General features: G+C 37.2%; 11 protein-coding genes. 6 read left to right on the top strand and 5 right to left on the bottom strand.

Going from position 1 to position 14,146, the window contains the following annotated elements; all coding sequences use genetic code 11:
* Positions 1-2 precede the first annotated feature (2 nt).
* Genes ABEG20_RS10065 through ABEG20_RS10055 form a run of 3 tightly spaced genes read left to right on the top strand, consistent with a single transcriptional unit; the run spans position 3 to position 2,712 of the window.
* Positions 3-617, top strand: a complete 615-nt coding sequence (locus tag ABEG20_RS10065; protein WP_406827237.1) for a TerD family protein — start codon at positions 3-5, stop codon at positions 615-617.
* Positions 618-644: 27 nt separating this feature from the next.
* A complete protein-coding gene (locus tag ABEG20_RS10060; protein ID WP_406827236.1) occupies positions 645-1,742 on the top strand; it encodes a toxic anion resistance protein in 1,098 nt (365 codons plus the stop codon).
* 7 nt (positions 1,743-1,749) lie between these two features.
* The gene (locus ABEG20_RS10055; RefSeq protein WP_406827235.1) at positions 1,750-2,712 is read left to right on the top strand and encodes a hypothetical protein; all 963 of its coding nucleotides are present in this window, start codon (positions 1,750-1,752) and stop codon (positions 2,710-2,712) included.
* A gap of 1,006 nt (positions 2,713-3,718) precedes the next feature.
* On the opposite strand, the gene ABEG20_RS10050 is transcribed toward ABEG20_RS10055, so the two are convergent.
* From ABEG20_RS10050 to ABEG20_RS10040, 3 genes are all read right to left on the bottom strand, one after another.
* Complete coding sequence (locus ABEG20_RS10050) at positions 3,719-3,943, bottom strand: GIY-YIG nuclease family protein (protein WP_406827234.1); 225 nt, start codon at positions 3,941-3,943, stop codon at positions 3,719-3,721.
* Between the two features lie 570 nt (positions 3,944-4,513).
* Positions 4,514-5,377, bottom strand: coding sequence for a dienelactone hydrolase family protein (locus tag ABEG20_RS10045; protein ID WP_406827233.1), 864 nt, complete (start codon positions 5,375-5,377; stop codon positions 4,514-4,516).
* A 63-nt stretch (positions 5,378-5,440) separates the two neighbouring features.
* Positions 5,441-6,445, bottom strand: a complete 1,005-nt coding sequence (locus tag ABEG20_RS10040; protein ID WP_406827232.1) for a phosphotransferase enzyme family protein — start codon at positions 6,443-6,445, stop codon at positions 5,441-5,443.
* Positions 6,446-6,557: 112 nt separating this feature from the next.
* Between ABEG20_RS10040 and ABEG20_RS10035 the strand changes: the two genes are divergently transcribed.
* Positions 6,558-7,151 carry a 2OG-Fe(II) oxygenase gene (locus ABEG20_RS10035; protein ID WP_406827231.1) on the top strand — a complete coding sequence of 198 codons (594 nt, stop codon included), beginning with the start codon at positions 6,558-6,560 and terminating at the stop codon, positions 7,149-7,151.
* A gap of 3 nt (positions 7,152-7,154) precedes the next feature.
* On the opposite strand, the gene ABEG20_RS10030 is transcribed toward ABEG20_RS10035, so the two are convergent.
* Together ABEG20_RS10030 and ABEG20_RS10025 are read right to left on the bottom strand one after the other, a co-directional pair.
* Positions 7,155-7,880 carry a LytR/AlgR family response regulator transcription factor gene (locus ABEG20_RS10030; RefSeq protein WP_406827230.1) on the bottom strand — a complete coding sequence of 242 codons (726 nt, stop codon included), beginning with the start codon at positions 7,878-7,880 and terminating at the stop codon, positions 7,155-7,157.
* Positions 7,877-9,040, bottom strand: a complete 1,164-nt coding sequence (locus ABEG20_RS10025) for a sensor histidine kinase (RefSeq protein WP_406827229.1) — start codon at positions 9,038-9,040, stop codon at positions 7,877-7,879. The genes ABEG20_RS10030 and ABEG20_RS10025 overlap by 4 nt, the downstream gene beginning before the upstream one ends.
* A gap of 657 nt (positions 9,041-9,697) precedes the next feature.
* Here ABEG20_RS10025 and ABEG20_RS10020 point away from each other — a divergent pair.
* Together ABEG20_RS10020 and ABEG20_RS10015 are read left to right on the top strand one after the other, a co-directional pair.
* On the top strand, positions 9,698-10,597 hold the full coding sequence (locus ABEG20_RS10020; protein ID WP_406827228.1) for an ABC transporter ATP-binding protein: 900 nt from the start codon (positions 9,698-9,700) through the stop codon (positions 10,595-10,597).
* The gene (locus ABEG20_RS10015) at positions 10,594-14,112 is read left to right on the top strand and encodes a M1 family aminopeptidase (protein WP_406827227.1); all 3,519 of its coding nucleotides are present in this window, start codon (positions 10,594-10,596) and stop codon (positions 14,110-14,112) included. The genes ABEG20_RS10020 and ABEG20_RS10015 overlap by 4 nt, the downstream gene beginning before the upstream one ends.
* The last annotated feature ends 34 nt before the right edge of the window (positions 14,113-14,146 follow it).

The following is a 14,146-nucleotide window of genomic DNA, read 5'->3' as shown; positions in this document are numbered from 1 at the left end:
TTATGGCAATCAATCTTCAAAAAGGACAACGGATCAGTCTGGAAAAAAGCAATGGGAGTACACTTCAGCAAGCTTGTGTAGGGATAAACTGGGGCGCAATTGAAAAGAAAGGATTATTCGGCTTCGGATCATCAAAAGAGGCCGTAGATTTAGACGCGAGCTGTGCTTTATACAACGAAAACAAACAGCTTTTAGAGGTCGTATACTTTGGTAACCTTAAATCTAAAAATGGCTCTGTAAAACACAGTGGAGATGATTTAACTGGCGATATGGGTGGCGATGATGGTTTGGATAACGAGATCATCACCATTGATTTTTCACAGTTGGATGCCAATGTAAATTATGTTGCCTTTGTATTGAACAGTTTTAGAGGTCATGATTTTGGTACCATTCCTTTTGCTTCCATTCGCATTTATGAAGGTACAACGAAACGCGTAAATGAGGTTTTTGCCAAATTCGACATTGCTAACGGAGCCAATTTTGCAGGCCACGTATCTATGGTAATGGGTGTTTTTTATAAGAAAAACGGCGAATGGAAATTTAATGCCATTGGCGAACCAACCAGAGATAGAAAACTGGAAGATACCGTTAAAACCGTAACTCAAAACTATTTATAAGCCGTAAAGCTGGTCATTAATCAAACTATGGAAACCAACCCAAACGTTACTCAGGCCCTTACTCCGGTTAAACTGGATAAGGACGGAAATGTTGACCTCGAAAAAATAACAGCCGAGGAAACAACTAAATATAAGGAAATTGGGAAATCGTTAGAACCATCGGATGTCAATTCGATCCTGAATTATGGAAGCGATGCCCAAAACTCCATGGAAAAATACAGTAACGATTTTTTATCATCTGTACGAACCTACAACAGCGGCGAAGTTGGCGGTTTAATTAACGAACTGCTAACTGAACTGAATTATATCAATGTATCTGAACTGGAACAGAGCGGTTTTAAGAGTTTTATCTCGAAGATTCCGTTCTTGAAAAATTTAGTGGTTGATGTGAAAAAGCTTTTCCAGAAATATGATGTGGTGGTCAATAATATTGATAAAATTACCAACAAAATCAAGGCTGGAAGGTTGAATTCAATTAAAGATAACAGTTCGCTGCAAACCATGTTCGATAGCAATGTGGGTTATATCCACCAGATGGAGGAACTCATTATTGCCGGACAGTTAAAATACAACGAACTAAGTATTAAACTGGCCGAAATGGAAGGTCGCCCGGCCGATTATCAGGATTATGAAATTGCCGATTTGAGGGATTTTATTAGCCGCTTGGATAAAAGACTGGCCGATATGAAGATTGTGCGTTTCATCATGTTGCAATCGTTAGCGCAGATTCGTGTGGTGCAGAACAACAATACTTCCATTGCAGAAAAAGCGCAGTCGATTGTTTCTACAACCATTCCGGTATGGAAAAATCAATTAACTATTGCGGTGGCTCTACAAAGGCAAAAGGCCAATGTAGAGATGCAGAAGAAAATTTCGGATACGACCAATACCATTTTGCAGAAAAATGCCGAGATGCTAAAACAGAATAGTATTGATGTGGCCAAAGAAAATGAAAAAACTGTGGTATCTTTGGAAACCCTAAAACGTACCACATCCTCATTGATTGAAACGCTTAACGAGGTGAAACAGATCCATGAGGCTGGTGCACAAAGCAGACGTGTGTTAGATGGCGAACTTAAAACTTTGGAAGCAGAGTTGAAAAAGAACGTAACGAGGGTGAATTAATTAAAGTATGGATGAATACCGTTTAAATATTCTCAAAAAATCAAGCGCAGAGATCAACCGTTTACAGTTGCTCTCTGTGTTTTTTGATGATGAGGTAATTTATAAGATCTACTTACGTAGCCAGGTTATTCACCAGCTTTTTGCCAATAATGAAGAACTCGAGATCGAAAAATTAGATCTTTTCCATCTACAATTTACCGATAGTGTAATCGAACTGCTCAGAAAGATCAAAAAGAGTAACGAGAAAAACGTATCGCTCATCTACGATGAAATTGACCTGAATGAAGAACTGATCGGTCGAATGGCGGGAACGCTCGTTGACCAGAAAAGTTTTCAGCAGGATAAGCAGAAACAATCGCTTAAAATTAACTTATCGCTGCGGAAACTGTTCAGCGTATTGTCTGATCTGAGTTCAGATTTTCCCTTTTCAAAAAATATCAACGTTTTTAGTTCCAAATACGCCAACGATTTTTATTTCGATCTCACTACAGATCAATTTTCCAAACTGATTGATTTTCAGGGTAAGCAGGTGTATACAAACATATATGCAACCATCGAGAAAAAATTGATGGGCAAGCTTTGTAAAAACGATTTCCGGACCGAATTTTATATGGGTTTAAAATCAGGCGAGTTAGTGATTGAAGTTTATAAATTTTTAGATGAAGACCATTGTTACCTGTTTTTTCCAAGTAGAAACCTATTCCTGTTCTGCGATTTAACCATTTTGAAAGACCTGGACATGACGAATAACCTTTCAGAACGGGAGCGGATTGTACAGGAACTGCAGTATAAAAACGATAAATTAAAAAGTAACGCAGCAGTTTTAAAAACTGCCATCCCGAATGAAGTTGTTCATTTACTGGAAGATAGTTATGGTAAAATATCAGATATCAATTTCCTGAACCACCTCAATAATTTTGATGTTCAATCAAATATTTTGAAGACCATGCTGAAGACGGATTTGTTTTAGGATCGGATGGAGAAATGTCCATGGGAAATCTCTGACGGTAACTTCATTTAGACCGTAGTGGAGAAATCTTTGAACCATTTTTTTAGCAACTTTAAAGATTTCGCTTCGTTTAGCCTTCAGGATCTCGACTTAGCCGCGCTCCGCTTGAAATGAAGAAATTACTGGTACTCCTTTCCAGTTGAATAATTACTGGAAAAAATCGTCATTTCGACCGTAGTGGAGAAATCTTTGGACTTAAGTTAGCTCCAGCAACTTTAAAAGATTTCTCCGTTCCGCTGCGCTTCAGTCGAAATGACGAATGTTCACTCTGCCTTTTATTTAAACGCTTACCAATCCTTCTTCTTATAATACTATTGGGAAGAAAAAAATCAGTTTGATAAACTAAAGAAAATGACGGAACTAGAGGTACTTCTTTCTATTCGAATAATTATTAGGAAAAGATCGTCATTTCGACCGTAGTGGAGAAATCTTTGGACTTAAGTTAGCTCTAGCAACTTTAAAAGATTTCTCCATTCCGCTGCGCTTCAGTCGAAATGACGAATGTTCACTCTGCCTTTTATTTAAACGCTTACCAATCCATCTTCTTATAATACTATTGGGAAGAAAAAATCAGTTTAATAAACTAAAGAAAATGACGGAACTAGAGGTACTCCTTTCTAGTCGAATAATTAATAGGAAAAAATCGTTATTTCGACAGCAGTGGAGAAATCTTCGGACTCAAGTTAGCTCTAGCAACTTTAAAAGATTTCTCCGTTCCGCTGCGCTTCAGTCGAAATGACGAATGTTCACTCTGCCTTTTATTTAAACGCTTACCAATCTTTCTTCTAATACTATTGGGAAGAAAAAATCAGTTTGATAAACCAAAGGAAATAACGGACCTACTAGTAATCCTGCTTTAAATGATGTATATATTTTAAAGAATTCTTAATCTTCCCATTCATTTATAATATTTGTTAAGTCATCCCAACTTTTATTGAAGTTATCAATTAATGTATCTTTTTTCGCTCTATTCCATTTTTTTTAATTGCTTTTCCCGATCGATTGCCTCTTCTATAGATGTATAAACTTCATAGTACACACAAAGTGTCAGGTTATACTTTGAAGTAAAGGATTTGGGATAAACTTTATTTTGATGCTCGTAAATACGGCCCCTTAAATCAGAAGTTACACCAATGTATAAAGTTGTTCTTTGGTAATTGCTCATGATGTAAATACACCCTCCTCGTTCCATGTCGATGAATTTAGGAAGAAAAATCATCATTTCGACCATAGTGGAAAAATACTTGAGCCATGCTTTTAGCAACTTAAAAGATTTAGCTTCGCTTAGACTTCAGGATCTCGACTTCGCCGCGCTGCGCTCGAAAACCATGTTTTAGTAACTTTAAAAGATTTAGCTTCGCTTAGCCTTCAGGATCTCGACTTCGCCGCGCTCCGCTCGAAAACCATGTTTTAGTAACTTTAAAAGATTTCTCCTTTCCGCTGCACTTCAGTCGAAATGACGGAACTAGATTTACTCCGTTCTAGTCGAATAATTACTAGAAAAAATCGTCATTTCGACCGCAGCGGAGAAATCTTTGAACCATGTTTTAGTAACTTTAAAGATTTCTCCTTTCCGCTGCACTTCAGTCGAAATGACGGAACTAGAGGTACTCCTTTCTAGTCGAATAATTAATAGGAAAAAATCGTTATTTTGACCGCAGTGGAGAAATCTTCGGACTCAAGTTAGCTCTAGCAACTTTAAAAGATTTCTCCGTTCTGCTATGCTTTATTCGAAATGAAGGAGCTATTGTGGTTTAACTTACTACCTCGTTAACACCGCCAATTTATGTTTAAACAAATCAATTGTTCTGCCCCAGGCCAGTTTTGCAGCGGCTTCGTTATACCTGGTGGGCGAAGTATTGTTGTTAAATGCATGATTGACACCGTCATAGATATAAATTTTGTAATTAATCTTATTGTCTTTTAAAGCTTGCTCGTAAGCTGGGATTCCGGCATTAATCCGTTCATCCAAACCGGCGTAATGCAGCATTAAACTCGCTTTAATTTTGGGAACATCAGCAGCATTAGCCTGCGCACCATAATAAGCGACAGCAGCTTGTAGTTTAGGATCGTTAACCGCTAATTTATTGGCCATTCCACCGCCCCAGCAAAAGCCAACACAACCTACTTTACCATTGCCATCTTTTCTCTTGCGTAAATAATCAAGTGCCCTTAAATAGTTCTGCAGGTTTTTTTCGGCATCTAATTGACCAATCAGCTCGCGTGCTTTATCTTCATCAGCCGGCGTTCCGCCAAGTGGTGAAAGGGCATCAACGCCCAAAGCCAGAAAACCTTCAGCAGCCATACGTTTGGTTACATCAATAATATGTGGATTTAAGCCCCTGTTTTCGTGAATAACCAGTACGCAGCCCAAATTCTTTTTATTTTTTGGCTTAGCTAAAACTGCTTTCATTTCACCATCAACACCCATGTAGGTAATGTTTTCAACCTCAATGTCATCACTGCTAAAATCGGCTGCTGCCGCATAATTATTTTCGAGCATGGGCAAAATGGTCATGGCCAACGCCGTGCTGCCAGCCAGTACGGCCAGCTTTTTCATAAAATCTTTTCTCCCGATCTGACTGTGGGTGTACTCATCGTAAAGGTTGATTATTTTCTGGTCCATCTTATTGATTTTTGAATTACCGGACAAGATAAAAAAGCGTGTTGAGATTTAAGGTCGCATTGCCTAAAAGTTACAATACATATTTTCCCATTTTTTAATTAGCGTTACACGGTGTTTCGTATATCGGGGGGTTAAAAAAATATTAGACCAATCATCGTAATGATCATAAAAGAATTTTAAAAAGAAAATATGAAAGGTAATGCCCAGATAAGGAATGGCTTTTAATTCATCAGCAGTTAATGGCCTAACTTTTTGGTAGGCATTTAAAAAAATATCGAAATCCTTTTCTGCCTGTTCTTTGGAAATCAGGTTATTCAATTGATGGAAGAAATAGTGGTTAAGGAATGACATTAAATCGTTAATCAGGTAGCCCTCTCCTGCAAAATCGAAATCAAAAAAGGTAATTTTTTCCTGTTCATCAAAATGGAAATTTTTAGGGAAGAAATCATAGTGACAATAGCCATAACTGAATTTTGAGGTATCAAATTCTTTAAACTTCTGAACTACTTTTTCTGAAATGTTTCTTAAATATTCATATTCTTCTTGCATTTCTGAAAAATGAGATTCAAGGTCTTTTAAAGGCTTAAATAAGGTCGTTTCGAAGTTGAATGTTGGCCTCGGATGTTTCAGTTTTATTGAAGAGGTGCTTTGATGTAATTTAGCGATATCACTTCCTAACTGAATCAGGTGCCGATCCTCAAGGTCTAAAATTACTTTTCCAGGTGCATAAGAAAGCAATACGCCATTTCTTAAACCCTCTATAGCATTAAACTGCTGTATCTGTTTTCCTCGTGCGTCTTTAATAGGATAGGAAACCGAATGTCCATTGGCTTTTAAAATGTTCAGCAATTCTACTTCAGCTTCAATTTCGTTGCGTTTGCGGTGCGCATCACGATAAATTTTGAAGATATATTTATGGTTCTGATTTTCCAGGATATAGGTATCACTTACGTTTCTAATGAGCAACCGGCAGGTCGTACCTGGATCTAACTGATAAGCTTCAATTAAATAATTTTTTAACGCAGCGGCTGATAAAGTGGAGTATTGTGCGGGAAAGAGATGCTGCATGGGGATATTGGTTTTGGGGGACTAAATATAAATTTTTAAATTGACATCTTAGTCATTAAATAAGACTACCTTACCAACCTTAGGCATGCTGTTTTAAGATTAAACCCATCAGTTGGAAAAAATATTTGATTGCCTGATAGATAGTTTTATCGAAGATAAAGTTGGTGTTGTGGAGGGATTTTTAAGTGCATCTTTATCTGCACATCTTAAAGAAAACCTGATTGCCTTATTTGAAAATAAAAAGTTTTTAAATGCCGGCGTGGGGAATGATGTGCTTGTTCATGAGGATAAACGGATCAGGAGTGATGTGATTTACTGGCTGGATAGAAAACATGAAAATCAATACGAAAATGATTTTTTCGATCTGATGGACGGATTTGTGGCTTATCTGAACCGTACCTGTTATACCGGCATCACTGGTTACGAATTTCATTATACACTATATGAACCGGGTACTTTTTACAAAAAACATATCGATCAGTTCCAGCATAACGGGTGCAGGCAATACTCGATGATTATGTATTTAAATACCGATTGGAAAAAAGAAGATGGCGGTGAGTTGCGCATTTATCGTGCGGATGAAGAACAGAATATCTCACCTGACAGCGGTAAAAGTGTTTTTTTTAAAAGTTCTGACCTGGCACATGAAGTACTCATCACCCATAAACAGCGGATGAGCATTACGGGTTGGTTAAAGATCGGTTAATGGTTAATCTTCAATATTGAGTAGCTGTTTGATCATGCCCTTAAAATTTTTACCAATAGGTACATGCTGACCATTTTTAAGCACAATGGTATTTCCCTCTAAATAATCGACATATTTTTTGTTAAGCATAAAAGATTTATGAATTCGGATGAAATCTGTTGACAACTGGTCTTCAAAACTGGCCAACGTTCTGGGGGTGAGCAGAAAATCACCGTTTTTCCAAACTTTTACATAATTACCCAGGCTTTCCAGATATTGTATTTCATCTATTTTGATCAGGATGTGCTTTTTATCAACCTTAAGAGAGATTTGTCCATTGTTTTTAGTCGGAATTTTTTCAATTTCACTAGTTGTAGCTGTTTGCTTTTTAAGGTTGTGCAATTCAAGTGCACGGTTAACCGCTTTTAAAAAACGCTCGAGCCTGAAGGGTTTTAAAAGGTAATCGCAAACGGCCAGATCAAAACCTGATAAAGCGTATTCTTCGTATGCAGAAGTTATAATTACAAGAGGTTTGTGTGCTAAAGTCTTTAAAAAATCCAAACCATTTAATTTTGGCATCCGGATATCCAGGAAAATTAAATCCACTGGTTGTTTACTTAAAAAATCCAATGCTGCTGTAGCACGATAACAATTGCCAACGATGTTAATAAATGGAATATCTTTTGCATATTCAGTAATTACACCATGTGCAAGCGGTTCATCATCCACTATTAAGCAACGTAAGCTCATGTTAGCTGAAGTTTAAGTTCTGCCTTAAAGATATGACCAACGGAGGTGATATGCAATGTATAGCGGTTAGGATAAAGTAATTCAAGTCTTTTTCTTAAATTATCAATCCCAATCCCCTTATGATCGGTCTTTTCTTCAGGATCAAATGAATTTTCGCAGGAGAAAAAGAGAACCGTGTGGTTAGCGGTTAGCGTTAGTTTTAGAGAAGCTTCGTTTTCAGCAGGTTCAATACCATGTTTAAATGCATTCTCTACAAATACAATCAGTAGAAGAGGAACGATCTCAATCTGATCATCGGTAACCTGTTTATCAAATTCAAAATGTAAGGTTTTTTGCAAACGGATTTGTTGCAATTGAATGTAATCATTAATATAATCAATTTCCTGCGATAGCTTAACTGATTTTTCCTGCCCTTTATAAATGGTATAGCGCATCAGTTCTGATAGCTGTAAAATACTTTCGGGCGTTTTATCAGATTTTTGCAAACTTAAGGCATAAAGGTTATTCAGCGTATTAAAGAAAAAATGAGGATTAAGTTGTTGTTTGAGTAAATCGAGTTCATGCTGTGATTTTTCCTTCTCTAAAGAAAGGATTTTATTGTTCTGTTTGCCCCATTGCATTGCCAAAACTACGGGTAAGCTGATGAGCATAATGGCAAAGGCCCCAAATGCATTTTCAAGCTCAAAGGCATTATTTACAAATATGCTCCGGCCAAAAACCGTGTTAATGGGTAGTAAAATTAATAATTGTGCTAATAGGGGATACAGCACTGCAACGGTAGTAGAAAGTGTTAACAAATAAATGAGCAGTCCTTTTTCTTTGAGGATTTTAGATACCAGTAAACGGCTATTGATCAGAAAAAGAAGGTATCCGCATAAATACATGATCAGAAATTGCGAAAAGAAGCCTAAAAATGTTCCAAAATTACGCAGCAGCATTTCAATATTAAATTCGAAACCAACTAAGCGGAATCCTTTTCTTTGGTAAATGGGGTTGTCTAAACTTGAAACAGCCATTATGGAAATGGTTGCAGCAAGTAAAATAATGGTGATGAGTACTGCATGCTCCAGGCCGATTTTTTTAATCCATTTAATGTGCTGCACTTTTTTCTGGTAATATTGATTGGCAATCAACATCATTTCGAGGCTAACTGCTGCCAAGGCTGTTGAAATAAAAACGGTACGGTCAAGCTGCGCAATTTGCAGGTAAAATGCAAGATCAGTAAAAACCGGAAGCAGGATGAAGAAGCAAGTGCACCAACAGGCAACGTATCGATTTCGAGTTAAGACGTTTTTTAGTCTGACTTTAAGAAAAGAAAAAACGAGAATAGGAAGTAAACAAAAACCTAATCCCAAAATGCAGCTGACATAGTTAAGCCAAATTTTGCTGGTTAAGTGGTAAGTATTAAATATAGCTATCCACAACAACAGGCCAAGAAATATGAAAAAGTCCTGGTATTTATAATGACTGCTTAAATTTTTTGTGCTGGGCATTTTGTTAAAATAGGATAATATTATTTAAAAAAAGATGTCACCTTGAGCGGAGTCGAAGGGTAACCTTTTTTGAGTAATCTAATTTTAAAAGGCTTCAACTTCACTCAGCCTGACCATATCATAGTGACCAATCTTTTATACAATTTTTAAAATTAAGAAAGTTTGAAGTCCATGAAAAATTTAGATGATGAAAGGCATATTTTTCATGATGAAAGGCGCATCGCTATTCATTATTCCTTTCATCATCATTTCTGCTTCCTTTGTCACTTTAATTTAACAGACTGGTTTCATCAGCCTAATTTGCGGCCATCTTAACTACTTAATATGGTACGACTTAAAATACAGCAACTTACAAAATCTTATCAAAATGGGGTAAAGGCCCTTCATGATGTTACGCTAAATATTGCAAATGGAATGTTTGGTTTACTGGGCCCTAATGGAGCTGGTAAATCTTCACTTATGCGTACGCTTGCTACGTTACAACTGCCAGATGTCGGTTGCGTTTATTTTGATGGAAATGATGTATTGCAGAATCCGCAGGAGATGCGCAACAAATTGGGATATCTGCCACAGGATTTTGGTGTGTATCCTCATATTTCAGCAATAGATTTATTAAATCACCTTGCGATTTTAAAAGGGATGCAAAATAAGAGTGAACGAAGGGAGCAGGTAATATCATTGCTGCAACAGACCAATTTATTTGAAGTTAGGAAGAGAGCTGTCAGTACTTTTTCTGGTGGTATGCGACAGCGTTTCGGAATTGCACAGGCTTTATTGGGTAACCCGCAGTTGATTATTGTTGATGAGCCCACCGCAGGGCTTGATCCACAGGAAAGAAACAGGTTCCACGATCTGTTGAGTGAAATTGGCGCCAATCGGGTAGTGATCCTGTCTACGCATATTGTGGAGGATGTGAATGATCTCTGTGCTGAAATGGCAGTGATGGCTAATGGAAAATTGATTTTACAAGGTAAACCTTCAGCACTGATCGAAAAATTAGATGGAAAAATCTGGCGAAAGGCAATTGATAAGGTAGAGCTGGCTCAATATTCCTCCATTTTCAATGTAATTTCTACCAGGGTTATTTCGGGTAAGTTGCATGTATTTGTACTGGCAGATCAATTACCCTCAGCAGGTTTCGAATCTGTTTACCCAGGTTTGGAAGAGGTTTATTTTTCTTCATTATCTGGCGTAGTGAATTTAAACATGGAGGCAATGAGATGATACCAGATTTACTAAAATTTGAGCTGAAATATCATTTCGGGCAGATATCGTTTAAAGCTGCGGCGCTTTTATTTTTTGTTCTAGGGTATTTCTGTGTGGTACAGGGCGGCTTTGGTGGTGAAGAAGTTCATAAAAATTCGCCTTATGTCATTACCAATATTATCGCCCTGCTTTCGCTTTTTTCCATCTTTTCTGGTGCTATATTCAGTGCGAACGTGGTGTTAAGAGATGCGATGTTCAGGATGGAAGCGGTTATTTTTACTACATCGGTTAATAAATTCAACTATTTTTTTATCAGGTTTTTAGGATTGTTCTTTGTTGTTTTTAGTCAGTATATATTTGTGGTCCTGGGGGTTTTAATCGGCGCTTTATTCGTCGATGCCGATCGTTTGGGCACCTTTCACCTGAATTATTATTTGCAGCCACTTTTGGCTTTTGCTTTTCCTAATGTACTGTTTGCCTCAGGAGCATTGTTTTGTACCGCTATATTAACTAAAAGTGTCAGGGTGATTTACGTAGTAGGCGTACTGATTTACATCTTATACATGATAGCCTCGATATTTGGCAATTCGCCATTGTTGGCTACTTCAGCAATGAAAGCGGGTAATACTGATATTTTGCCCGTACTTTTAGACCCTTTTGCTTTGGCTTCGTTTTTTGGCGAAACCCGAACCTGGACAGCTATTCAACGCAACCAGCTATTATTTCCGGTAGAAGGTATCTTTTTGTTCAATAGGTTATTGTGGATGGGTTTCACCGGTTTAATTATGTTGGTAACCTACTGTTTGTTCAATTTTCGTGTACAACAGCAGGCACAATTAAAATTAAAGCCAGTTAAACAAGAAGAAATAAAACTGATTCCCTATCGCGCTTTAAATGTTTTGCCAAATGGTGTACGTTATGTTTTCGGCACATTTAAAACGCAGTTCAGATTAGAAGCGATCTTCCTGTTTAAAAATATCCCGGTTATGGTAATGCTTTTACTCTGGGTGTTTTTGTATGGTGTTGAATTAAAAGACCGATTGTTCAGTGGTGTTTACGGTATCCATAGTTATCCGGCAACCGGTATGATTATCGAAGAAATGCGTTCGATGAAATTTGGGTTGATCCTGATCTTATTTTATGCTGCAGAAAGCATCAGCAGGGAAAAATCAGTTAATATTCATGCATTAATTTACGGTACCCCAGTTCGGAATTCCGTGTTATGGATGGCAAAAAGTTTCAGCTTGTTTACATTGGTTTTTATCCTCGTTACGTTAAATATTGTGATTGGTATTGTTTTACAGGTTAGTCATGGTTATTTCCACATCGAATGGCCTTTGTATCTAACTTTATACTATTACAGTGCCTTCCCGATGTTGCTTTTCGTGGTGTTGATCATGTTTGTTCAGAATCTGAGTAAAAATAAATACCTCGGCATGGTATTAAGCATGTTGGTTGTTTTGCTGATTTCTTATGCGGAAAAGTTTAGGATATCGCATTATCTTTTCCGTTTTGCTACTGTTCCAGATCTCCAACATTCTTATTTTAATGGTTTTGGATATTATGCCACAGCTTTTAACTGGTATATGCTTTACTGGTTGGCCTTTACAACTGTTATTGCAATTTTAACCATTGGAATGTGGCAGCGTAATATCGAAGTAAAGATTGTTGAAAGATTGATGTTAATTGGCAGAAGCTTGAAGCAGTATAAATGGACGACTGTTTTTGCGCTGATGATGTGGATTTTCTGCGGCGCGTTCATTTTCCATCAAAGCAACATCATTGGAAAATATAAAGATAAAGAGGCCCAATTAATTTGGCGCCTGGCTTATGAGCACAAATATAAATCATTGGCAAATCTCCCTCAGCCTGTAATCAAAGCGGTTAAAACCAATGTGGATTTATATCCGGGAGAAGGAAAATATACGGTTGAGGGAACGTACTTGCTTAAAAATGAAACAAATGCGCCAATTACCAAAATCTGGACTTCTGTTAGCCCCGCTGTATATTCATTTTCCATAAACATTAGTGAAATTAAAAGTGATGAAAGGGATGAAGTTTTTAGTCAACAGTTTCTGATTTTAAAGAAGCCATTACAGCCCGATCAAGAAATCGTAATGAATTTTTCTATTGAAGTCATTAGGAACGGATTTACGATTTTCGATACGGAAAATTCTTTAGTCGATAATGGTACTTACATCGAACTGGAAAAATTTATACCGAATTTGGGTTACTGTTATAACTTTGAAAGTGATGATCAGCATGAACGGAAAAAAGCAGGTCTGCCTAAAGTTGCCACAAAGCCACCATTCAACAATACGTACCATCTGGTGAACTTTGAAACAACTATTTCTACCACTGTCGATCAGCAGGTGATTACTGTAGGGGATTTGCAGAAAAGTTGGATCGCTAATAACCGGCAATATTTTAAATACAAAACTGCTGCTCCGGTTAATTTCATGTTTGCATTGAGCAGCGCAAAATATGCCATAAAAAAAGAAAGCTATAAGGGGATTGATTTGAGTATTTATCATCAGCCTGGCCAGGAATATAACCTAAAAAGTATGTTTAAAGCGCTTCGTGATGCGTTAGATTATGGTAACGCGCATTTTGAGAAATATGCGTTGAAACATTTAACCGTTGCCGAAATTCCACATTATAAAGGTGCTGCTACAGCTTATCCAGGCGTAATTTTTAGTGTAGAAAATATTAATTTTCTGGGCAATTACAGTCAGAAAGGTGCTATCAATCAAAGTTACGCTATTACTGCACATGAAACTGCACATCAATGGTGGGCAAACATATTGTCTCCTGCAGATGGTGCAGGTTATGCTATGCTCACCGAATCGCTGGCTAAATACACCGAAAATGTATTGATTGAAAAGACTTTCGGCAAAATGTATTTGAAAAAATACCTTTCTTACGATAATAACCTCTACTTTTTGAACCGGAATAATGATAAAAAAGAATTGCCTCTCACCAAAACTTTAGATCAGCCTTATGTACATTATCAAAAGGGTGGGTTAATAATGTATGCATTAAAAGAAACGATGGGTGAGCAGCAGTTTAACACCGCACTGCATCAACTAATTGTGGAACACAAATACCCTAAGCCTAAAGCAACAGCTGCCGATCTGGTAAATTTACTTTTAAAGCAGGCACAACCTAAAGACAAAAAGTTTATCAAGGATTGTTTTAATGAGGTAGTGACTTACGATCTGGGGATCAAATTGATTCGTTGTAAAGCCTTGAAGGATGGAAAATATAGCGTTGACCTGGAAATTTCTACTGAAAGAATAAGTGATGGCAGTAAGCAATTACCTGATCTTGATATAGATTTAGCCTGTTTTGATTATTTGGAAAGTGAATGGGATACCAATACAAAGCCGATTTATTATCAAAAGCATCACATCGGGCAAAATAAGACCAGGCTGTCGATTGTAGTTAACCATAAACCAAAAACAATTGCAATTGATCCTTATGGATATTTGTTAGATGTGGATAGAAGCAATAATATTTGGGTGGTAAAATAAAATGATACAATAACAATGCATTGAAACAACAATC

The sequence above is a fragment of the Pedobacter sp. KACC 23697 genome, assembly GCF_045348445.1.
GTDB lineage: Bacteria > Bacteroidota > Bacteroidia > Sphingobacteriales > Sphingobacteriaceae > Pedobacter.
This window is presented reverse-complemented; position numbering and strand designations above follow the sequence as displayed.

Bases quoted from the DNA above. Each gene is read 5' to 3' on its own strand.
- ABEG20_RS10065 (WP_406827237.1), top strand. From the start codon at position 3: ATGGCAATCAATCTTCAAAAAGGACAACGGATCAGTCTGGAAAAAAGC.
- ABEG20_RS10060 (WP_406827236.1), top strand. From the start codon at position 645: ATGGAAACCAACCCAAACGTTACTCAGGCCCTTACTCCGGTTAAACTG.
- ABEG20_RS10055 (WP_406827235.1), top strand. From the start codon at position 1,750: ATGGATGAATACCGTTTAAATATTCTCAAAAAATCAAGCGCAGAGATC.
- ABEG20_RS10050 (WP_406827234.1), bottom strand. From the start codon at position 3,943: ATGGAACGAGGAGGGTGTATTTACATCATGAGCAATTACCAAAGAACA.
- ABEG20_RS10045 (WP_406827233.1), bottom strand. From the start codon at position 5,377: ATGGACCAGAAAATAATCAACCTTTACGATGAGTACACCCACAGTCAG.
- ABEG20_RS10040 (WP_406827232.1), bottom strand. From the start codon at position 6,445: ATGCAGCATCTCTTTCCCGCACAATACTCCACTTTATCAGCCGCTGCG.
- ABEG20_RS10030 (WP_406827230.1), bottom strand. From the start codon at position 7,880: ATGAGCTTACGTTGCTTAATAGTGGATGATGAACCGCTTGCACATGGT.
- ABEG20_RS10020 (WP_406827228.1), top strand. From the start codon at position 9,698: ATGGTACGACTTAAAATACAGCAACTTACAAAATCTTATCAAAATGGG.
- ABEG20_RS10015 (WP_406827227.1), top strand. From the start codon at position 10,594: ATGATACCAGATTTACTAAAATTTGAGCTGAAATATCATTTCGGGCAG.